This is a genomic window from Gemmobacter lutimaris (assembly GCF_003570715.1).
GTDB classification, from domain to species: Bacteria; Pseudomonadota; Alphaproteobacteria; order Rhodobacterales; family Rhodobacteraceae; genus Gemmobacter; species Gemmobacter lutimaris.
In genome coordinates this window covers 484,940-506,096 of record NZ_QXXQ01000001.1, presented here as the reverse complement: position 1 = coordinate 506,096, position 21,157 = coordinate 484,940, and the positions used below count along the sequence as shown (strand labels likewise).

The window sequence follows — 21,157 nt, the reverse complement described above, 5'->3', positions numbered from 1 at the left end:
GTCAGTTGCAATTGCCGATGTCGTTGAACCCGACCTGCGTGACAAAGCGCGGCTTCGTCGCCACGAATTGCTTGATGACGAAATCATTCAGCCCGATGTTCAGCGCCGGCCGGAACTGGGTGTCGCTTTCGACAAGGATCAGCGTCTGTGCATTGTCGCTGATCGGCAGTTTCGTCGCCACGGTTTGCAGCGTCGCGGTGGTCCATGGCGGCAGTTTCGAACGGTTCATCGAACAGGACCACTGCACCTCGTAACGGTTGCGCGCCGCGACCCAGACGACAGATGTGTAACGCATGATGGGCGCGAATTCGGTATTCGTGAGATAGGTCATCGCATTGCTCAGTCCGTTCACATAGGTGAACGAGGCATTGCGCTCCAGCCGGCTCAGCGCATCCGAGGCGGTATAGGTCGCTTTCTGCACCTGATTGATGGTGCGGAAGGCATCCCAGTAGACATAAAGCCCGAAGGCGGCCCAGATCAGCAGCGGCATCAGAAGCATGCCCTCGACCAGAAGGGCGGTTCCGTCTTCCTCGTGGCCGAAGCGGCGCAGGCGCGCGCGCAACCGCCCCAGCAATCCTGACCTTCCTGTCATTTCCCGCACCCCCACATCACTCGTATCCCTTACGGTTCGTTCACAAAGCCCGAGGCCGCAACCAGACGATAGCCGCCCTGGCCGTCTTTCTCGAGATTGGCCGCGATGCCGGTGGATGGGAAAATCGCATCGGCCCGCACACATATCCGCACCAGCATGAATTCACGCGGTGCCAGCGCGGCAGGGTCGAGCCGGGTTACCGGATCGACATTGGAGGCCCGGTCACGGCAGACGACCTGATCGGTCGGCAGGGTCCAGGTTGCCATATCCACCCGGTCAAGGCTGACCTTCAGCGATTGCTTGCAATCCGGCAGCACCACGGCGGCATCGCAGATCGCGTCGCGGATCGTGTCATGCGACGGGTTCGGAAACTGACCCAGCCGCAATTCCCGCACCACGATATCCAGCGCGCGTTCCAGCATGGTCTGACGCACCATCAGCAGCCCGGTTTCGAACGAGGCCAGAAAGACCGAGATGAACAGCGGGAAGATCAGCACGAATTCGACTGTCGCAGTGCCATCCTCCCGCCGGAAGCGGGGCCAGAGCCGCCGCAACCGATGTGAGAACCGGCCTGTCATTGAGTCAGCCTCAGATAGCTGAGCTGCGAGGCGATCGAATGGAAGACCGAGGCGATGTCAAGGTTCGTCGCGGCATAGTAATGCGCATCCGAGGTGGCGCAGGCCTGAATCTGGGCACGGCCGTTGGACGGGGCCTCGAAGGCGATACCATAGATGATGATGCCCGAATTCTTGGCGGCGGTGCAGACCTGTTGCAACCGGCTGTTCTTGGTCGAACTTACATAATCGACCATGTCATAGTAGTAGTTCGAATAGCTTCCACCCAAGGGCCGTGACATCAGCTGATAGGCGACATACTGCACCGACCAGTAGTTGAATACCTCGGGCCAGGTCAGCCGGGCCGAACCGCTGGTGCCGCCTTCCGGGCTGGAATGCCACGAACCGTCGCTGACCCAGTAATAGTCGTAGGAGCCGCTGCGGTTGTAATACATCGACGCCCGGCCATTGCTGTTGCGGCGATAGATGTTCGACAGGCCGGAACGGTAGTTGCTGGTCAGCTTGTATTCCGTGGTGTTTTCACCATCGGTCATCACGACCAGAACCTTGATCGTATTGCCGCTGACAATGTCCAGCGGGCGGTTGGAATATTGGGCGTCCACCGCGCCACGCTGGATCAGGCCCGCCGTAATCGGCCGTGAATTCGCATCCAGCAGCAGCGCGCCCCATTTCACGCCCAGGTCGATCGAGGTATTGCCCCCGACGACAAGGTTGGTGATCGCGTTCTTCAGCGTGGTCGTATTGTCGCTGAGCGTGATCACCCGGTTTCCGGTTTCCGGCGCGCAGTTGAAGTCCTGCGCGGTAGAGCTGGTTCCGCCCCAGGGGTCGAAATGGCCGTTCTGGATGAAGCTTCTGGACAGCGACAGGGTGGTCGTGCCGAACACGTCGTCGGGCAGTTCCACGCAATAGGAATAGTCGTGGATCTTTGACACGTTGAACTGTGCCATCAGATCGGGGCCAAGGTTCACCTGCGCGTTATAGGGCACGATCGAGACAGTCGTGCGACCTTCCTCGGAATTGGCGAAGACCGTGTCGATGAAGTTGCGCGCAGCCGGACGCAGCGCATTGATCCGCGATCCGCTCATCGAGCCGGAGATGTCGAGCACCAGCGAGACCTCGACATTGTTGATCCGCTGTTCCGCGCCGCTGTCGGCGGCGACGTTGAACTGGTCCACCCCCATCATCTGCATGAACATCGGCTGAGTGTCGGCCTCGGCCTCGGCGGTCACGCTGCGAAAGTTGAACCCCTGTTCCACCGTCACCGATTTCAGGTATTGGGACATGGACACCTTGTCGAAGTAGTCATTCACCACTTCTTCGGGGTCGAGCGTCTGGTTCAGCCCGGCGGCCGCCAGAACGCTGCGGTCCAGCGTCTGTTGCAGGGTCACGCGCTTCTGTTCGTGGCGCATCACATCGATGGCAAGGCCGCCGACCATCAGCATCAGCAGAAGCAGCATCAGGCCGAAGGGCAGCAGGCTGCCATCTTCATTCCGCCGGAACCCGCGAATGGCCGATTCAAGCCGCGCCGAAATCAGTGTTCTGTCCTTGCCCATGTCGCCGACCTCTCGATGGACTGTGCTCACTCGTATCACGGCCTGCCACCACAGGCGGGGCAGGCCTTGCTCAAGCCGTTATCTAGCTTCAGACTTCGGGCGGAATTATGGCGTGATTACGGTCACTTGCTTCATTACCCCCGAAGAATCCGACAGGGCCGGAAACGGAGAATGCCGCCGTCGGCGGATTGTAGCCTGCCGGTCAACTTCTTGCCACAATTGGCCGGACCTGCCGAAATGGCCGCGAATCATCACCGCTACGGCCGGTTCACACGGAAATGTTGTTAATTTGGTGATGAATTTTTCAGCATTGCAGCCTAGCGTGAACCAAGGCCCCCGCCAGCCGGGCCATGGGTGGCGGCGGTCATAACGTGGAGGACGTTACATGGCAGTGCAGAACGAACCGAGCTTCCGGGCATCCGTAGACCTGATGTTCGAACGGGCAGTCCGGTTGATGGATCTCAGTCCGGGGCTGGAACAGAAGATCCGGGTGTGCAACTCCACCTATACGGTGCGGTTCGGGGTTCGGTTGCGGGGCAAGATCGAAACCTTCACGGGCTATCGCTCGGTCCATTCCGAACATATGGAGCCGGTCAAGGGCGGCATCCGCTACGCCACGAACGTCAATCAGGACGAGGTTGAGGCGCTGGCTGCGCTGATGACCTACAAATGCGCGCTGGTGGAAACACCGTTCGGCGGCTCGAAAGGCGGGCTTTGCATCGACCCTCGCGCCTGGGATGAGCACGAACTGGAACTGATCACCCGCCGTTTCGCCTATGAACTGATCAAGCGCGACCTGATCCATCCGGCGCAAAACGTGCCCGCGCCCGACATGGGCACCGGCGAGCGGGAAATGGCCTGGATCGCGGACCAGTATGCGCGGATGAACACGACCGACATCAATGCCAAGGCCTGCGTGACCGGCAAACCGCCGCATGCCGGCGGTATCCAGGGCCGGGTGGAGGCGACTGGGCGGGGCGTGCAATATGCGCTGCGCGAGTTTTTCCGCCACAAGGAAGACAAGGCGCAGGCCGGGCTGAGCGGCGATCTGGATGGCAAGCGGATCATCGTGCAGGGCCTTGGCAATGTGGGTTACCACGCCGCGAAATTCCTGTCGGAAGAGGATGGCGCGAAGATCATCGGCATCATCGAACGCGACGGGGCACTGGTTTCCGAGGCGGGTCTGCCTGTCGAAGAGGTCAAGCAATGGATCGCCGCCCATGGCGGGGTGAAGGGCTTCCCCGGCGCCGATTATATCCCCGAAGGCTCTACCGTTCTGGAAGCCGCCTGCGACATCCTGATCCCGGCGGCCATGGAAGGCGTGATCAATCTCGGCAATGCCGACCGCATCCGCGCGCCGCTGATCGTCGAGGCGGCGAATGGCCCCATCACCTACGGCGCCGATGAAATCCTGCGCCGGAAGGGCACCGTCATCATTCCCGACATGTATGCCAATGCCGGCGGCGTGACGGTCAGCTACTTCGAATGGGTGAAGAATCTCAGCCACATCCGTTTCGGCCGGATGCAGCGCCGGGCCGAGGAGGCGCGTTCACGGCTGCTGGTCGAGGAACTGGAACGGTTGTCTTCTGACAAGGGGCTGGGCTGGACGCTGGCCGACGACTTCAAGGAACGCTTCCTCACCGGCTCGGACGAACTGGCGCTGGTGCGCTCGGGCCTCGATGACACGATGCGCACCGCCTATCAGTCGATGCGCGAAGTCTGGCACAGCCGCAACGATGTCGAGGATCTGCGCGTCGCCGCCTATATCGTGGCCATTGACCGGGTGGCCAAGACCTACAGGTCGAAGGGGCTTTGACGGTCAGGCCTCACGGGCAGTTTTGTTGACAGGACCGTCCGGGGCGGATTAGCCCCCGGACGAGCCGTCAACAATAAAACCGCACCGGAACCGCCCATGTCGCGCAGCTTTGCCCAAGCCCTTCGCACCTTGTTCAGCGTCATTGCGCTGGCCTTTGTCTTTGGCACTCTGGGCGGGGCAGGGCTTTACTACCTTGCCACAGGCAACGGCGTCTCGGCGGCGCTGCTGGCAGCGGGCGGTCTGGCGCTGGTCATCACGCTGTTCGGGATGCTGGCGCTTCAGATCGAAAACAACCGCCTGCTGCACCGCATTGCCGATGCGACCGAACGGCAGGCGCGGCAGCGGGACATCACCGCGCCCCAACCGGGGCCAGTTCAGCCCGCCGCATCCCAGCCTGCTGCCACTTTGACCGCGACGCGTGCGCCCGAAGCGGCCGCCCGTCCGGTCACCGTCCAGCCCTCGGGCAGGGTGGAGCCGGTGATGACCCTGCGTCGTGCCGGGTCTTAATGGCTGTGTCCGCAGCCGTGATCCGTGCGTTCGGCCGCCGCCCGGCGCAGGATCTGCACTGCTGACGACAGGAACAGCCCGGCCATGAGGGCGGCGACGATCAGGTCAGGCCAGCCGCTGCCGGTCAGCGCCACCATCCCGGCTGCCCCCATGACCGCCACATTGCCCACCGCATCGTTGCGCGAACACAGCCAGACCGACCGCACATTGGCATCGCCGTCCCGCCAGCGCATCAGGATCAGGACAGAGGCAAGGTTCGCCGCCAGTGCCGCAAGCCCCACCGCGCCCATCACCTCGGCCTTCGGCACACCCGGCGCCAGAAAATCGGCCAGCGTCCGGCCAAAGACCCAAAGCCCCATCAGTGCCAGTGAAATCCCTTTGATCTGTGCCACCCGTGCCCGCAGCACGACCGACCGGCCAATGACCGCGAGGCTGGCGCCATAGGTCAGCGCATCGGCCAGAAAATCCAGCGCATCGGCCTGAAGCGCCCGGCTGCCCGCCAGCGCCCCGGCGGTGATCTCGACCCCGAACAGGCCCGCGTTCAGCACGATCACCGCCACCAGCGCCCGGCGATAGGCCGGGCTGGTGCCGTCGAAGGTGATCGCATGGTTGTGACAGGATGCCGACATTTCACTCTCCTTCTTGCAGCGAATCACGGGTAACATCTCCAGTCACTCGAGGAGCAAGCGATATGTCGGATCTGACGATTGGCGATGTGGCGCGCGAAAGCGGCATAAAGATCAACACCATCCGGTTCTACGAGGATCGCGGCCTTCTGCCCGCGCCGCCGCGCAGTGCCGGGAACCGCAGGCTTTACGACCCGGCGGCGGTGGCGCGGCTACGCTTCATCCGTCATGCGCGCGAACTGGGCTTCGGCTTGCCCGCCATTGCCGATCTCTTGCGCCTCGCCGGTCACCCCGAAGCGCCCTGCGCCGCCGCTGATGCGATCGCACGGACGCAACTGGCCGAGGTGGAGGCGCGCATCCGCAGCCTTTCGGCGCTGCGGGCCGAATTGCAGCGCATGGCCGACTGCGGTGCGCACAGCGCGGCGGATTGCCGTGTGCTGGAAAGCCTTGGCGATCATTCCTTGTGCGCAGGCCCACATGAAAGCTGAAGGCGACATGATCCTGTCGCTGGCGGATAAGGCTTTTTGCTCCGGGGGTTGATATTCAGCGCAAGCCCGGCTCAGATGGGCCGAGGCCCGAAACCGGGCAGGGAAGGACGGTCAGAATGCGCTATTCCGGCTTCAAGGTCTTTACCGAGGGGCTCTTCGGCAACAAGGGCTGGAAACCCGCATGGCGCGACCCCGCGCCCAAGGCCGAATACGATGCCATCATCATCGGCGGCGGCGGGCACGGGCTTTCCACGGCCTATTATCTGGCGAAGAACCACGGGCTGACCAATATCGCGGTGCTGGAAAAGGGCTACCTTGGCGGCGGCAATGTGGGGCGCAACACCACCATCGTGCGGGCCAACTATTTCCTGCCGGGGAATTCGGAATTCTACAGCCATTCCCTGAAGCTGTGGGAGGGGCTGGAGGCTGACCTCAACTACAACGTCATGCATTCGCAGCGTGGGCTGATCAACCTGTTTCATTCCGACGGGCAGCGCGATGCCTTTGCCCGGCGCGGCAATGCGATGGTCAATCAGGGCGACGATGCAGAGCTGCTGGACCGCGACGGCGTGCGGGCGCTGCTGCCGTATCTGGATTTCGAACAGACCCGCTTTCCGATCTACGGCGGCCTTTTGCACCGGCGCGGCGGCACGGCGCGGCATGATGCGGTGGCCTGGGGCTATGCCCGTGGCGCCGACCAGCGCGGGGTCGATCTGATCCAGAATTGCGAGGTCACCGGCATCGACGTGGAAAACGGCCGCGTGACCGGCGTGCAGACCACGCGCGGCGCAATCCGGGCGAAGAAGGTAGGTATCGTCGTCGCGGGCCGGTCGAGCCAGGTCGCCGCCATGGCCGGGCTGCGCCTGCCCATCGAAAGCCACATCCTGCAAGCCTTCGTGACCGAGGGGCTGAAGCCCGTGATCGACCATGTGATCAGCTTCGGCATGGGGCATTTCTATATCAGCCAGTCCGACAAGGGGGGCCTCGTCTTTGGCGGCGATCTGGATTTCTACGCCTCCTACGCCGCGCGCGGTAACCTGCCGATGGTTGAACATGTGATGGAGGCGGGCATGACGCTGATGCCGATGATCGGCAGGGCCAAGGTGCTGCGCAGCTGGGGCGGGATCATGGACATGTCGCCTGACGGCTCCCCCGTCATCGACCGCACGGGGATCGACGGGCTTTATATCGACTGCGGCTGGAACTACGGCGGCTTCAAGGCGGTGCCAGCCTCGGGCTGGTGCATGGCGCATCTGATGGCCACCGACCAGCCGCATGAGGTTGCCCGCCGCTTCACGCTCAACCGTTTTGCCACCGGCGACCTTCTCGACGAGGAAGGCACCGGCAGCCAGCATAACCTGCATTGACCATGGCTCTGACACTCACATCGCCGCACCTTGCCCGGCTGTCGGATGCCTCCGGCGGGGATATTTTTGCCAAGATGAAAGGGCTTTTCGCCTTGGTCCAAATATCCCGGGGTGAGGCCGCAGGCCGAGGGGCAGCGCCCCTTTCTTTCGCATCGAACCCAAAGGAGCCCCGGCCATGCGCCTGACCTGCCCGCTGTGCGGCGAAAGGGACCGCCGCGAGTTCTATTACTACGGCTCTGACGATTATCTGCGCCGCCCGGCGGAAGGGGCGCCTGCCGCCGCATGGGATGATTACCTGCACAACCGCGACAACCCGGCAGGCGAGACGCGTGACCTCTGGTATCACGAGGCGGGCTGCGGGCAATGGCTGGCGGTGACGCGCAATACCGTGACCCATGCGGTGCTTGCGGTCGATCTGGTGGCGCCGGTCGCGCAGAAGAGGGGGCGCAAATGAGGATCGCGGGCAAGGGGCAGGTCGATCCCACCAGCCAGATCAGCTTTCGCTTCGACGGGCGCGATTATGTGGGCTTCGCGGGGGATACACTGGCTTCGGCGCTTCTGGCCAATGATGTGCGGGTGGTCGGGCGCAGCTTCAAGTATCACCGCCCGCGCGGCGTGCTGACCGCCGGGCCGGAAGAGCCCAATGCCATGGTCGAGGTGCTGGAGGCCGGGCAGCAGACGCCCAATGTCCGTGCCACGGTGCAGGAGATCTTTCCGGGGCTGGAGGCGCGCAGCCAGAACCGTTTCCCCACGGCGCAGTTCGATCTGCTGGCGGTGAACGATCTGGCGGCGCCCTTCTTCGGCGCCGGGTTCTATTACAAGACCTTCATGTGGCCGCGCCGCTTCTGGGAAGGGCTTTACGAGCCGCTGATCCGCCGTGCCGCCGGGCTCGGGCGGCTGTCGGGGCACCATGACGAGGCCGATTACGAAAAGGCCTTTGCTTTCTGCGATCTGCTGGTGATCGGGGCCGGGCCTGCGGGGCTGATGGCGGCGCTGGAGGCCGGGCGGGCCGGGGCCGATGTGATCCTTGCCGACGAGGATGCCCGGATGGGCGGGCGGCTGCTGTCGGAAACGCTGGTGCTGGATGGCCACGCGGGTGTGACCTGGGCTGACAGGGTTCTGGCCGAGTTGCGGGCGCTGCCGAATGTCCGGCTGATGCCGCGCACCACGGTGACCGGCGCCTATGACCACGGCACCTATGGCGCGCTGGAGCGGGTGGGCCTGCATCTGCCCGCGCGTCCGCATCTGCCGCGCGAATGTTTCTGGCGGATCGTGGCGAAGCGGGCGATCCTTGCGGCTGGCGCTTTGGAGCGGCCCATCGCGTTTGAAAACAATGACCGGCCCGGCATCATGCTGGCCTCGGCGGTGCGTAGCTACCTCAACCGGTATGGCGTGGCGCCGGGGCGGCGGGTCACGGTCTTCGGCAATACCGATGACGCGCGCCGCACCGCGCGCGACCTGATGGCGGCGGGGGTGCAGGTGGCGGCGATCATCGACCCGCGCCCGCATGCCAGCGCCGTGGAGGATTGTCCGGTCTATACCGGCGCCGTGGTCACCGGCACGCGCGGCCGCAAGGGCTTGCGACAGATCACCATTCGCCATGGCGGTGGCGAGGCGATGATCGAGACGGATTGTCTGGCCGTCTCCGGCGGCTGGAACCCGACGCTGCATCTGACCTGCCACCTGAATGGCCGCCCGATCTGGAACGAGGCGCTGGCGGCCTTTGTGCCCGCACCGGGCGCGGTGCCGGGTCTGGCGCCGGTGGGGGCTGCGGCGGGGATCATGTCCACCGCCGCCGGTCTGGCCTCGGGGCAGCGCGCCGCGCGCGAGGCTCTGGAGGCGCTGGGCCTGAAGGCCCCCGGTGCCGCCCTGCCGGTGGCCGAGGATGCGCCCTATACGATCGAACCCGTCTGGTCGGTGCCGACCTCGGGCGGGCGCTGGGCGCGGGCCTGGCTCGATTTCGCCAATGACGTGACGACCAAGGACGTGAAGCTGGCGGCGCAGGAGAACTTCGCCTCGGTCGAGCATATGAAACGTTACACCACGCAGGGCATGGCGCCGGATCAGGGCAAAAGCTCCAACGTGGCGGCGCTGGCGGTGCTGGCCGATGCCACCGGGCGCGGCATTCCGGAAACCGGCACCACAACCTTCCGCCCGCCGTTCAGCCCGGTGTCCATCGCGGCGATGGGCGCGGGCGGGCGCGGCACCGGCTTTGCGCCGCAGCGCTTCCTGACCTCGCATCAGGCCAGCGTCGAGCGTGGCGCGCCGATGATCGAGGCGGGGCTGTGGTATCGGCCGAGCTATTTCCCCCGGCCGGGCGAAACCACCTGGCGCGAGGCCTGCGACCGCGAGGTCCGCATGGTGCGCGAGGCCGTGGGGGTGGCCGATGTCTCCACCCTCGGCAAGATCGACATTCAGGGCAAGGATGCGGGCCGCTTCCTCGATCTGGTCTATTGCAACACCTTCTCGACCCTGCCGGTCGGGCGGGTGCGCTATGGGCTGATGTTGCGCGAGGATGGCATGGTGCTGGACGACGGCACCACCGCGCGGCTGGCTGAAAACCATTATCTGATGACCACGACCACCGCCGCCGCCGGGCTGGTGATGCGGCATCTGGATTTCGTGCATCAGGCGTTTTGCGCCGGTTGGGATCTGCGCTTCATCTCGGTCACCGAGACATGGGCGCAATTCGCCGTCGCCGGGCCGAAGGCGCGGGCGCTGCTGGCCTCGATGCTGGATGCACCCGTCGATCTGCCCTTCATGGGCTGCGCGCCGGTTTCGGTATTGGGGGTGGCGGGGCGGCTGTTCCGCATCTCTTTCTCTGGCGAGGAGGGGTATGAGATCGCGGTGCCCGCCCGCTATGGCGAGGCTTTGTTCCGCGACCTGCTGGCGCGGGCCGAAACCATGGGCGGCGGCGCCTATGGGATGGAGGCACTGAACGTATTGCGGATCGAGAAGGGCTTCATCACCCATGCCGAGATCCACGGCCGGACCACCGCCTTTGACATCGGCATGGGCAAGATGGTCAGCGCGAAGAAAGACTGCATCGGGAAGGCTGCAAGCCAGCGTCCGGGGCTGACCGGACCAGAGCGCGAACAGTTGGTCGGCCTGCGTCCGCGCCAGCCACAGGATACGCTGGTCGCCGGGGCGCATCTGTTCGTGCCGGGCGATACGGTCGAACGTGCCCGCGATCAGGGCTATGTCACCTCGGTCTGCTGGTCGCCGACGCTGGGGTCGTGGCTGGCGCTCGCCTTCCTGAAAAACGGCCCGGCCCGACTGGGCGAGACGGTGCGGCTGGTCGATCATCTGCGCGGTCTGGATGTGCTGTGCGAGGTCTGCGATCCGGTGTTCCATGACAGGGAAGGGGTGAAGCTCCGTGCCTAGGTTGATTGCGAAATCCCCGCTGGCGGGGTCGTGGCCGGTTACCCATGGTGGGGTGTCCTTGTCCGAGCTCGTGCTGGAGGGCATCACGTCGGTCGCCGTGCTGCCCGGCGGGCAGAATGCGGTCGACAAGGCGCTGAAGCCGCTGGGCGTGGCTTTCCCCGCGCCGGGGCGGTTTACCGAAAAGGCCGAGTTGCGGCTGGTCTGGACGGGGCGGGATCAGGCGTTCCTTCTGAACGGAGCGCTGGCCTGCGAGGGCGCGGCGCTGACCGATCAGTCGGATGGCTGGGCCTGTCTGCGGCTGGAAGGGGCGGCTGCGGCAGATGTTCTGGCGCGGCTTTACCCGCTGGACCTGCGCGCGGCGGCCTTCCCGCCGGGCCATGCGGCGCGGGCGGCGCTGGGGCATATGTCCTCGGTTCTGATGCGGGTCGAGGGCGGGTTCGAGATCCTTGTGTTCCGGTCGATGGCGCGCAGTGCCTGGACCGAGCTTGAACATGCGATGCAGCATCTGGCGGCGCGGGCGGGGGCATGAGCGACCTTGCCGCGCTGACGGCCTTTCGCCACGCGCTGCACCGCGCGCCCGAGGTGTCGCGGCACGAGGCGAAAACCGCCCGTGCCGTGCTGGCCTTCACGGCAGACAGCGCGCCTGACCGGGTGCTGACGGGTCTGGGTGGTCATGGTGTCGCGCTGGAATTTCAGGGTGCCGCAGACGGGCCGACCGTGTTGATCCGGTGTGAACTCGATGCCCTGCCGATTGAGGAGACGGGGCGCCCCGACTGGGTATCGGCTGTGCCGGGCAAGGGGCATCTGTGCGGCCATGACGGCCATATGGCGATCGTCGCGGGGCTGGCCTTCGCGCTGGGCCGTGACCGCCCGGCGCGCGGCCGGGTCGTGCTGCTGTTCCAGCCGGCCGAGGAAGACGGCTCGGGCGCCGCTGCCGTGCTGGCCGATCCGCGCTTTGCCGAAATCGCGCCGGACTGGGCCTTTGCACTGCATAACCTGCCGGGCCTGCCGCTGGGCGCCTTCGTGGTTGAACCGGGGCCCGCCAATTGCGCCTCGGTCGGGTTGCGGCTGGTGCTGAACGGTCGCACCTCGCATGCGGCGGAGCCGGACAAGGCCGTCAGCCCGGCGCTGGCGCTGTCGCGGCTGATCCCCGGCCTTGCCGCGCTGGGGCAGGGCGGCGCGCTGACCCCCGACTTCCGGCTGGTGACGGTGACCCATGCCACGATGGGCGAGCCCGCCTTCGGCATCACGCCGGGCCGGGCCGAGATCTGGGCCACGCTGCGCACGCTGACCGACGATGGCATGCAGGCGCTGAAAGAGGCGGCGCTTCATCTGGCGGGGGCCGAGGCGCGCGCGGGCGGGCTGGCGCTGACCCACGACTGGCACGACGATTTCGCCGCCTCGACCAATGCGCCCGAGGCCGTCACGCGGTTCCGCAGCGCCATCGCTGCGGCAGGCATCCCTTTGGCCAATGGCTTCGGCCCGATGCGCGCGTCCGAGGATTTCGGCCGCCTGTCCGCTGCCGCGCGGCTGGGCGGCGCTATGGCCTTCCTCGGCGCGGGTGAAACCCACCCGCCGCTGCATGCGCCGGATTACGATTTTCCTGACAGCCTCATCGCCCCCGGTGTCACGGCTTTCCTGCGGGTGATCCGCGATCTCTGCGGCTGACCTCAAACCCCGGCACTGGACAGTGCCGCCGCGAGGGCCGATATAGAGCTCATGTCCCTGCCGCCCGGATTCCTTGACGAGCTGCGCAACCGCGTCTCGCTTTCCGCCGTCATCGGCCGGAAGGTGACATGGGATATGCGCAAGTCGAACCAGGCGAAGGGCGATTTCTGGGCGCCTTGCCCGTTCCATCAGGAAAAATCCGCAAGCTTCCACGTCGATGACCGCAAGGGGTTCTACTACTGCTTCGGTTGCCACGCGAAGGGCGATGCGCTGACCTTCGTGAAGGAAAGCGAAAACGTGGGCTTCATGGAGGCGGTGGAGATTCTTGCGCGCGAGGCCGGGATGCCGATGCCCGCCCGCGATCCGCAGGCAGCGCAGAAGGCCGACCGCCGCAGTCAGTTGGCCGAGGTGATGGAGGAGGCGGTGCGCTTCTTCCGCCTTCAACTGCGCACCGGCGCCGGGCAGATGGCGCGCGACTATATCGGCGGCAAACGTCGGCTCAGCCCGCAGGCGCAGGAGCGGTGGGAAATCGGGTGGGCGCCCGACAACCGCCATGCGCTGCTGGACGCGCTGAAGGCCAAGGGGGTGCCGCCAGATCTGATGGTGGCCTCGGGCCTGATCGCCAAGGGCGATGATGGCAGTCTTTACGACCGTTTCCGGGGCCGCGTGATCTTTCCGATCCGCGATGCACGCGGGCGGGCGATCTCGCTCGGCGGGCGCTCGCTCGACCCCAATGCACGGGCGAAATATCTGAACGGCCCGGAGACGGAGCTGTTCGACAAGGGGCGCAACCTGTTCAACCACGGCCCCGCGCGTGAAGCTGCGGGCAAGGGTGCCGCGCTGGTGGTGGCCGAGGGCTATATGGATGTCATCGCCATGGTGGAGGCAGGTTTTCCCGCTGCCGTGGCACCCTTGGGCACTGCCATCACCGAAGACCAGTTGCGCCTGATGTGGCGCATCGCGCCCGAGCCGGTGATCACGCTGGACGGTGACACCGCAGGCCAGCGCGCCGCGATGCGGGTGATCGACCTTGCGCTGCCGCTGCTGGAGGCGGGGCGGGGCCTGCGCTTTGCCGTGCTGCCGCAGGGGATGGACCCGGATGACCTGCTGAAGGCCAAAGGGGCGCCCGCACTGCAAGAGGTGCTGGATCAGGCGCAGCCGATGGTAAGCCTTCTGTGGAAGCGCGAGACGGAAGGCCGCGTTTTCGACAGCCCCGAACGCAAGGCGGCGCTGGACAAGTCGCTGCGCGCCGCGCTGATGAAGATCACGGACCCCTCGATCCGCAGTCACTACGGTGAAGACATCAAGGAACTGCGCTGGCAGTTGTTCCGTCAGGGCCGTCGGCCGTCGCGGCCCGATGGCCGGCCAGTCGGGGGCGTGGCGCGCGCGGGCTTTGCACGCAATGCCCGGTTTCAGCCGGTAGAGCCGGTGCCGCAGACCCGTGCCTCTCTTCTGGGCTCTGCCGATGGGGATGCGGCTGTTGTCGATCTGCGTATCTCGGTCGTGCTGGCGACCCTGTGTCTGCATCCCCACCTGATTGACCCGCATGAATCGCGGATCGAACGGATGCAGCTCCACGATCCCCGGCATGCGCATTTGCGGCAGGTTGTTCTGACCCATGCCCATGACGCTGATCCGGAAAGCCGGGCTGCAAGGTTGCGACGGGCCGCAGGGGATGACCTTGAAACGCTGCTGGCCCATCCCCAGATCCGTATCCAGCCGCACATTCGCCGTCTGGACGATACCGACTGCGCCGCGAAATGCCTGGAGATGGAATTTGCCAAGCTTGAAGCCTATTGGGGCCATGCGCAGGAAATGCGCGAGGCGTCCGAGGATATCGAGGCGCTGGCGGATGAGGGGCTGACATGGCGGCTCGGGCAGGCGGCGCGGGCGCGTGCCGAGGCCGACCGCGGGCCTGAGGCCGCGCGCGCCGAAGGCGTGGTGGCACCGAACGGGGTGGAAATGGACAGGGAGGAGCTGGACCATGCCAAAAAGATCTGGGCCAGCATCGACTTTACCAAAGGGGGCAAATCGCGCCCCTGATCCGGGTGGAATCGCGGCCCTGTTGCACGGGAACAGGACGAAGCGAACGCTGCCCCCTTTCCCCCGGCGTGATTCGCGCTATTGATTCGTAACGAGACGAGACCGATTCGGACCCGAGGAGAACTCATGGTCAAAGACACCGACGACGCCAAGCCCGAGGATCAGGAGACCGAGGTTTCCCTCGACATGAGCCAGGCGGCGGTCAAACGGATGATCGCAGACGCGCGTGAACGCGGCTACATCACCTACGATCAGCTCAATGCCGTGCTGCCGCCGGAACAGGCGTCGTCCGAGCAGATCGAGGACGTCATGGCAATGCTGTCCGAAATGGGCATCAATGTCGTGGAGAATGACGAGGTGGAAGAGGGCGAGACCGGCAGCGAGCTGGTCGAGACCGGATCGACCTCGCGCGAGGTGGCGGTTGCCGGTGGCCCTTCGGAAACGCTGGACCGCACCGACGACCCGGTGCGCATGTATCTGCGCGAGATGGGCAGCGTCGAACTGCTGAGCCGCGAGGGCGAGATCGCCATTGCGAAGCGTATCGAGGCAGGCCGCAACACCATGATCGCCGGGCTTTGCGAAAGCCCGCTGACCTTTCAGGCCATCACCATCTGGCGCGAGGAACTTCTGAACGAAGACATCCTGCTGCGCGACGTCATCGACCTTGAGGCGACCTTCGGGCGCAATCTGGACGGCGATGACGAAATGGGCGGGCTGGACGAGGTGGACATGTCCGGCGCCGCGCCGGCCGCGCCGCGCCGCGCCACCAGTTCCGAACCGGAACTGGATGCTGATGGCAATCCGATCTCCCGCGCCGATGACGACGATGACGACGACGATTCGTCGAACATGTCGCTGGCCGCGATGGAAAACGCGCTGCGCCCTCGCGTGCTGGAAATGCTGGAGCGCATCGCGCTGGATTACGAGACGCTGTCCGAAATGCAGGACAAGCGGATGCACGCGACGATGACCAGCAGCGGCGCCCGGTTCACCGTGAACGAGGAAGCCACCTATCAGAAACTTCGGTCCGAAGTGGTGCAACTGGTGAACGAGCTTCACCTGCACAACAACCGGATCGAGGCGCTGATCGACCAGCTTTACGGCATCAACCGCAAGATCATGTCGATCAACTCGGGCATGGTGAAGCTGGCCGATGCGGCTCGGATCAACCGGCGCGAGTTTATCGACGAATATCAGGGCTACGAGCTTGACCCGACCTGGATCGACCGCATGGCCGAGAAGGCAGGTCGCGGCTGGCAGACCCTGATCGAGAAAAGCCGCGACAAGCTGGAGGATCTGCGCACCGAAATGGCGCAGGTCGGCCAGTATGTCGGCGTGGACATCAGTGAATTCCGCCGCATCGTGCAACAGGTGCAGAAGGGCGAAAAAGAGGCTCGTCAGGCCAAGAAGGAAATGGTGGAAGCCAACCTTCGGCTCGTGATCTCGATTGCCAAGAAATACACCAACCGCGGGCTGCAATTCCTTGACCTGATCCAGGAAGGCAACATCGGTCTGATGAAGGCGGTGGACAAGTTCGAATACCGCCGCGGCTACAAGTTCTCGACCTATGCGACCTGGTGGATCCGTCAGGCCATCACCCGGTCGATCGCCGATCAGGCGCGCACCATCCGTATCCCGGTGCACATGATCGAGACGATCAACAAGCTGGTCCGCACCGGCCGGCAGATGCTGCACGAGATCGGCCGCGAACCGACGCCGGAAGAGCTGGCCGAGAAGCTGCAAATGCCGCTCGAAAAGGTTCGCAAGGTGATGAAGATCGCCAAGGAGCCGATTTCGCTCGAAACCCCGATCGGGGACGAGGAGGACAGCCAGCTTGGCGATTTCATCGAGGACAAGAACGCGATTCTGCCGCTCGATTCGGCGATTCAGGAAAACCTGAAGGAGACGACGACGCGCGTTCTGGCCAGCCTGACCCCGCGCGAGGAGCGTGTGCTGCGGATGCGCTTTGGCATCGGCATGAACACCGATCACACGCTGGAGGAAGTGGGCCAGCAGTTCAGCGTGACGCGTGAACGGATCCGCCAGATCGAGGCCAAGGCGCTGCGCAAGCTCAAGCATCCGTCGCGCTCGCGCAAGCTGCGCAGTTTCCTCGATCAGTAAGCGGTCAGATCAAACGAAAAAGGCGCCCTGCGGGGCGCCTTTTTCGTTTCGGGGCGGCGGGTGTCAGGCCGGCTGCCGCGCGGGTGCGAGCGCCAGTTCCAGACCGCCCGCATAGATCACCACGGGGGTGTCGAATTCCAGCGCATACAGCGTGGGGGAGGTGGCGGTTTCGTGACGGATATATTCGCCGTCGATCAGCCGGTCGGCGCGGATGATCGCCTGATCGCAGCCTTTCAAGGCCTTGGCACGCCAGTCGCGGATCAGGATGGGCGTTGCGGCACCAATCACCATATCCTCTTCCGGCTGTTCAACTCCAATGGCCGAAGCCGAAACCCGCACCATGCGCGACGGTGCGACGCGACGCAGGCCCGTCAGCAGGCGTGCGCCGTCACGGGTGATGATGCGGGTTCCGGGCACCAGATCCTCGACTGCCAGCGTTCCCGCCAGCGTCAACACCGGCGTACCTGCGGCAATGCCGCAATCGGCGGGCATGAAATCGGTCTCGGCGGCCGCTTCCGCGACGCGCCCCTCTGCCATAATGGACATGGGTGACACCTGTTTTTATCTGTTCTGCTCTTTTCGTGGCAGAATATGGCAGGAATGCGCCCGGCGCGAGGTTTTTCCGGGCCACCCTTGCCCGATCCGCGGCGGACGTTCCCCATTTGTCGCAGCCTTGCCCCTGATATTTTTCCCTCGCATCCGTTGCGGGCCTTTGTTAGAAGGGCGCGGAATTTCAGGGCGCGGGCGGCCTCGCAGGGGGCCGTCCGCGTTTTGGGAAAGCGGGTGTGGCGGAATTGGCAGACGCACCGGATTTAGGTTCCGGCGCCGCAAGGCGTGGGGGTTCAAGTCCCTCCACCCGCACCAGAGACGTGAACAAGGACGGAACACTCATGCAGGTCACCGAGACCCTGAACGAAGGTCTGAAGCGCGGCTACACCATCACGGTGACCGCAGCCGAGCTGGACGCCAAAGTCCAGGAGAAACTGGTCGAGGCACAGCCCGAGATCGAGATGAAGGGCTTCCGCAAGGGCAAGGTGCCGCTGGCCATGCTGCGCAAGCAGTTCGGCCCGCGCCTGCTGGGCGAGGCCATGCAGGATGCCATCGACGGCGCGATGCAGTCGCATTTCGAAGCCTCGGGCGACCGTCCGGCGCTTCAGCCCGAAGTGAAGATGGTGGGCGGTGAAGAGTGGAAGGAAGGTCAGGATGTCGTGGTCGAGATGACCTACGAAGCCCTGCCGCCGATCCCGGAGCTGGACGCCTCGGCCGTGACGCTGGAACGTCTGGTCGTGAAGGCCGAGGATGCCGCCGTTGACGAGGCGCTGCAAAACCTCGCCGAGACCGCGAAATCCTTCGATGACCGCAAGAAGGGCTCCAAGGCCAAGGACGGCGATCAGGTGACCATCGACTTCGAGGGCTTCGTGGATGGCGAGGCGTTCGAGGGCGGCAAGGGCGAAGGCTACCCGCTGGTTCTGGGCTCGGGCTCGTTCATTCCGGGCTTCGAAGACCAACTCGTCGGCACCAAGGTCGATGACGAGGTCGAGGTCAAGGTGAGCTTCCCGGAAAACTATGGTGCCAAGCATCTGGCGGGCAAGGAAGCCCTGTTCAAGTGCAAGGTCCATGCGGTGAAGGCGCCGAAAGCTGCCGATCTGGATGACGAGCTGGCCAAGAAATTCGGCGCCGAGTCGCTGGAGGCGCTGAAAGGCCAGATCGCAGAGCGTCTGGAAGCCGAATACAAGGGCGCTGCCCGCGCCGTGCTGAAGCGCTCGCTGCTGGATCAACTGGATGGTCTGGTCAAATTCGACCTGCCGGGCGCGCTGGTCGATGCCGAAGCCGCGCAGATCGCGCATCAGCTCTGGCACGAAGAAAACCCGGATGTGCATGACCACAACCACGGCAATGTGGAACCCACTGACGAGCACAAGTCGCTGGCCGAACGTCGCGTGCGCCTGGGTCTGCTGCTGGCCGAAGTGGGCCGCAAGGCCGATGTACAGGTGACCGACGCCGAGATGACGCAAGCCGTGCTGAACGCCGCGCGTCAGTATCCGGGTCAGGAACGGGCCTTCTTCGAATTCGTGCAGAAGAATGCCCAGATGCAACAGCAACTGCGCGCGCCGATCTTCGAGGACAAGGTTGTCGATTTCATCGTCGCCGGTGCCAAGGTCAGCGACAAAGAAGTGTCGAAAGAAGATCTCCAGAAAGCCGTTGAGGCGCTGGACGAGATTTGATCCCGGCGTCAGACCGGATCACGGGGGCCGCATCGCAGGATGCGGCCCTTTTGCGTTTCAGGCGGCGGTGGGGGCGGCGGCGCTGCGCTGGTCCTGCGCCTCGCTCCACAGTACGATCAGCCCGGCGCCGCAGATCACCGCGACGCCCAGCCAGCCGATCGCATCGGGCCAGTCGCCCCAGACCAGCCAACCATAGATTACACCCCAGATCAGCGCGGTATATTCAAACGGCGCCAGCACCGACGAGGGGGCGATGCGATAGGCTTGGGTCAGCAGCGTCAGCCCGGCGGCGGCAATGACGCCGCACAGTGCCATCAGCCCCAGATCGTGCAGCGGCGGCATGACCCAGCCGCGTGTCAGGAAATCGAGGCTGGCATGGCCGGATTGTGCCATTTCGCCCGATCCGAACACGGCCGACAGTGCCAGCGCGCAGAACAGGAAGACCACATTGCCGTGGAAGGCCATGGCGGGGGCGGTGAAGCGCGTGCCCTGAATACGGGTCAGGATCATCGTCATCGCATAGGCAAGCCCAGCCACCACGGGCAAGAGCGCGGCCCAGTCGAACAGCGCGCTGCCCGGCCGCAGCATCAGCACCACGCCGCCGAAGCCCAGCGCCACTGCGCTCCACCTCAGCGGGCCGACACGCGCCCCCAGCATCACCACCGACAGCGCCGTGATCATCAGCGGGGCCGAGAAGAACAGCGTGACGGTCGAGGCGATGGGCAGTGCTGCCAGCGCGAGGTAATAGGCGGTATAGGCGGCAAAGTTCAGCCAGCCGCGTGCCGCCATCCGCCACCATCCCGGCGGCACCAGCGTCGCCACACCGCCATCGCGCAGCACCAGCAGGAACAAGAGCGGCATGGCGGTCAGGCTGCGGATCACCATGGCCTGATGCAGCGGATAGCTGCCCGACAGCAGTTTCAGGATCAGATCCTGCACCGAAAAGACCGCGATACCGCTGCACAGGCAGAGGATACCCAGAAGGGTGGGGCGGGGAATGCGGAACATGGGCACAGCCTCGGGCGCGTTGGAATGCCCGCAAGCCTAGGCCCGTGCCCGGCAATTGCTGCCTTGGTGGCGACAGGAGGAAGGTCGTAAAGTGGCGGGCCCGCAGCGACCGTGGGCGACGGTGTTTTCCCGAGAGCCAGAGGTCTCAGGTGGGTGCCAGGTAACAGGACCAGGATCCTGCCAGAGCCAGCCCCCGTTCGCTTGCTTATCGGCCACTGGAAAAGTGTCCCACACGCGAAGAGCAGCACCCGCCGTTCCTACAGATAGGATGTGCGGCAGGGGACGACAAGGGCTCAGCCGAAAAGCCAGCCCACTTGCCGCGTCATATGGAATGCACCCCGTGACTGGACTGAGGCGAGCGGCCTGACATTTTCGACGGTTTGACAGCACTGCGCCGGGCGAACCAAAGTCAATTCCGCAAGGGCGGGCTTGCAAGGTGTTCTCACTTCGTTCATCTTGCGGGGATGACAGCCGAACCCGCCGATCCGCTTCTGATGCCCGGCCAGCGCCTTGCGCGCGGGGTCTGCCGCCACCTGCTGAGCCATGGGTTCGCCACGGTCGAGGAACTGGTGCCCGCGCCCGGTCTGCGGGTCGATGTGATGGGGCTGGGGCCGAAGGGCGAGGTCTGGGTGGTCGAGTGCAAATCCTCGCGCGCCGATTTCGCGGCAGATCGCAAATGGCACAACTATCTGGAGTGGTGCGACCGTTTCTTCTGGGCGGTGGATGCCGATTTCCCGACCGGCCTGCTGCCGCCCGACAGCGGGTTGATTGTTGCGGATGACTACGATGCCGAGATTTTGCGCATGGGGCCGCAGGCGCCTCTGGCGGCGGCCCGCCGCAAGGTCATGGTGCAGAAATTCGCGCGCCACGCCGCATTGCGGCTTCAGACGCTGCGCGATCCGGCGGCAATGGGCAAGGTCAGCGCTTTTTCCCCTTAGGGGCGGGGGCGCCCATGGCGCGGGCGGCTTCTGCGGCGGCACGCAGTTCTTCGGCGATTTCTTCGGCCTCGTCCGGGTCGAAATCCAGCGGCAGTTCGATCCCGCCTTCCGCCTCGACATAGATTCGCACCATGCCTTCATCGGTCGGGCCGATTTGCAGGTTCGCGGCGATTTCACTCTGGTCATTGATGCTCATGGCATTCTCCGTTTTCCGTTCTCGTGACCCAGAGCGTTTCGGGGAAACCC

At 64.8% G+C, this 21,157-nt stretch carries 19 protein-coding genes and 1 tRNA gene; 13 read left to right on the top strand and 7 right to left on the bottom strand.

Annotated elements, in window-relative coordinates; translation table 11 throughout:
• Position 1: 1 nt before the first annotated feature.
• Genes D2N39_RS02330 through D2N39_RS02320 form a run of 3 tightly spaced genes read right to left on the bottom strand, consistent with a single transcriptional unit; the run spans position 2 to position 2,720 of the window.
• A complete protein-coding gene (locus D2N39_RS02330; protein WP_147373430.1) occupies positions 2–592 on the bottom strand; it encodes a TadE/TadG family type IV pilus assembly protein in 591 nt (196 codons plus the stop codon).
• A 29-nt stretch (positions 593–621) separates the two neighbouring features.
• Positions 622–1,170, bottom strand: coding sequence for a TadE/TadG family type IV pilus assembly protein (locus D2N39_RS02325; protein ID WP_119133166.1), 549 nt, complete (start codon positions 1,168–1,170; stop codon positions 622–624).
• Positions 1,167–2,720, bottom strand: coding sequence for a pilus assembly protein TadG-related protein (locus tag D2N39_RS02320; protein ID WP_119133165.1), 1,554 nt, complete (start codon positions 2,718–2,720; stop codon positions 1,167–1,169). Before D2N39_RS02320 ends, D2N39_RS02325 begins: the two co-directional genes overlap by 4 nt.
• Before the next feature lie 385 nt (positions 2,721–3,105).
• Between D2N39_RS02320 and D2N39_RS02315 the strand changes: the two genes are divergently transcribed.
• Positions 3,106–4,536: a Glu/Leu/Phe/Val family dehydrogenase gene (locus tag D2N39_RS02315; protein ID WP_119133164.1), complete on the top strand. Its 1,431-nt coding sequence runs from the start codon at positions 3,106–3,108 to the stop codon at positions 4,534–4,536.
• A 96-nt stretch (positions 4,537–4,632) separates the two neighbouring features.
• Positions 4,633–5,043 (top strand): hypothetical protein, encoded by a 411-nt coding sequence (locus D2N39_RS02310; RefSeq protein WP_119133163.1) that lies wholly within the window; start codon positions 4,633–4,635, stop codon positions 5,041–5,043.
• Here the strand turns inward: D2N39_RS02310 and D2N39_RS02305 are convergent.
• Positions 5,040–5,672, bottom strand: a complete 633-nt coding sequence (locus D2N39_RS02305) for a cation transporter (RefSeq protein WP_119133162.1) — start codon at positions 5,670–5,672, stop codon at positions 5,040–5,042. The two genes, D2N39_RS02310 and D2N39_RS02305, sit on opposite strands and share 4 nt — an antisense overlap.
• A gap of 62 nt (positions 5,673–5,734) precedes the next feature.
• Here D2N39_RS02305 and D2N39_RS02300 point away from each other — a divergent pair, with 62 nt between their 5' ends.
• The 8 genes from D2N39_RS02300 to rpoD all read left to right on the top strand — a co-directional run bounded on the left by D2N39_RS02300 (position 5,735) and on the right by rpoD (position 16,740).
• On the top strand, positions 5,735–6,157 hold the full coding sequence (locus D2N39_RS02300; protein WP_119133161.1) for a MerR family transcriptional regulator: 423 nt from the start codon (positions 5,735–5,737) through the stop codon (positions 6,155–6,157).
• Between the two features lie 116 nt (positions 6,158–6,273).
• Positions 6,274–7,524, top strand: a complete 1,251-nt coding sequence (locus tag D2N39_RS02295; RefSeq protein WP_119133160.1) for a sarcosine oxidase subunit beta family protein — start codon at positions 6,274–6,276, stop codon at positions 7,522–7,524.
• Positions 7,525–7,699: 175 nt separating this feature from the next.
• Positions 7,700–7,978: a sarcosine oxidase subunit delta gene (locus D2N39_RS02290; protein ID WP_054301086.1), complete on the top strand. Its 279-nt coding sequence runs from the start codon at positions 7,700–7,702 to the stop codon at positions 7,976–7,978.
• Positions 7,975–10,908 carry a sarcosine oxidase subunit alpha family protein gene (locus D2N39_RS02285; RefSeq protein WP_119133159.1) on the top strand — a complete coding sequence of 978 codons (2,934 nt, stop codon included), beginning with the start codon at positions 7,975–7,977 and terminating at the stop codon, positions 10,906–10,908. Before D2N39_RS02290 ends, D2N39_RS02285 begins: the two co-directional genes overlap by 4 nt.
• Positions 10,909–10,960: 52 nt before the next feature.
• Positions 10,961–11,437, top strand: a complete 477-nt coding sequence (locus tag D2N39_RS02280; protein WP_233557043.1) for a sarcosine oxidase subunit gamma — start codon at positions 10,961–10,963, stop codon at positions 11,435–11,437.
• Complete coding sequence (locus tag D2N39_RS02275) at positions 11,434–12,576, top strand: amidohydrolase (RefSeq protein WP_119133157.1); 1,143 nt, start codon at positions 11,434–11,436, stop codon at positions 12,574–12,576. The genes D2N39_RS02280 and D2N39_RS02275 overlap by 4 nt, the downstream gene beginning before the upstream one ends.
• A gap of 51 nt (positions 12,577–12,627) precedes the next feature.
• A complete protein-coding gene (gene dnaG, locus D2N39_RS02270) occupies positions 12,628–14,619 on the top strand; it encodes a DNA primase (RefSeq protein WP_119133156.1) in 1,992 nt (663 codons plus the stop codon).
• A gap of 126 nt (positions 14,620–14,745) precedes the next feature.
• Positions 14,746–16,740 carry an RNA polymerase sigma factor RpoD gene (rpoD, locus tag D2N39_RS02265; protein ID WP_119133155.1) on the top strand — a complete coding sequence of 665 codons (1,995 nt, stop codon included), beginning with the start codon at positions 14,746–14,748 and terminating at the stop codon, positions 16,738–16,740.
• A 63-nt stretch (positions 16,741–16,803) separates the two neighbouring features.
• Here rpoD and D2N39_RS02260 read toward each other — a convergent pair whose 3' ends face one another.
• Complete coding sequence (locus D2N39_RS02260) at positions 16,804–17,286, bottom strand: Hint domain-containing protein (protein WP_119133154.1); 483 nt, start codon at positions 17,284–17,286, stop codon at positions 16,804–16,806.
• A 233-nt stretch (positions 17,287–17,519) separates the two neighbouring features.
• Between D2N39_RS02260 and D2N39_RS02255 the strand changes: the two genes are divergently transcribed.
• Together D2N39_RS02255 and tig are read left to right on the top strand one after the other, a co-directional pair.
• Positions 17,520–17,604 (top strand) — tRNA-Leu (locus tag D2N39_RS02255).
• A gap of 26 nt (positions 17,605–17,630) precedes the next feature.
• Positions 17,631–18,965: a trigger factor gene (gene tig, locus D2N39_RS02250; protein ID WP_119133153.1), complete on the top strand. Its 1,335-nt coding sequence runs from the start codon at positions 17,631–17,633 to the stop codon at positions 18,963–18,965.
• Between the two features lie 57 nt (positions 18,966–19,022).
• Here the strand turns inward: tig and D2N39_RS02245 are convergent, their stop codons facing one another.
• On the bottom strand, positions 19,023–19,973 hold the full coding sequence (locus D2N39_RS02245; protein WP_119133152.1) for a DMT family transporter: 951 nt from the start codon (positions 19,971–19,973) through the stop codon (positions 19,023–19,025).
• Positions 19,974–20,437: 464 nt separating this feature from the next.
• Here D2N39_RS02245 and D2N39_RS02240 point away from each other — a divergent pair, with 464 nt between their 5' ends.
• Positions 20,438–20,911, top strand: coding sequence for an MmcB family DNA repair protein (locus D2N39_RS02240; protein ID WP_119133151.1), 474 nt, complete (start codon positions 20,438–20,440; stop codon positions 20,909–20,911).
• Here the strand turns inward: D2N39_RS02240 and D2N39_RS02235 are convergent.
• Positions 20,892–21,107, bottom strand: a complete 216-nt coding sequence (locus D2N39_RS02235) for a DUF6324 family protein (protein ID WP_119133150.1) — start codon at positions 21,105–21,107, stop codon at positions 20,892–20,894. The two genes, D2N39_RS02240 and D2N39_RS02235, sit on opposite strands and share 20 nt — an antisense overlap.
• Positions 21,108–21,157: the final 50 nt, after the last annotated feature.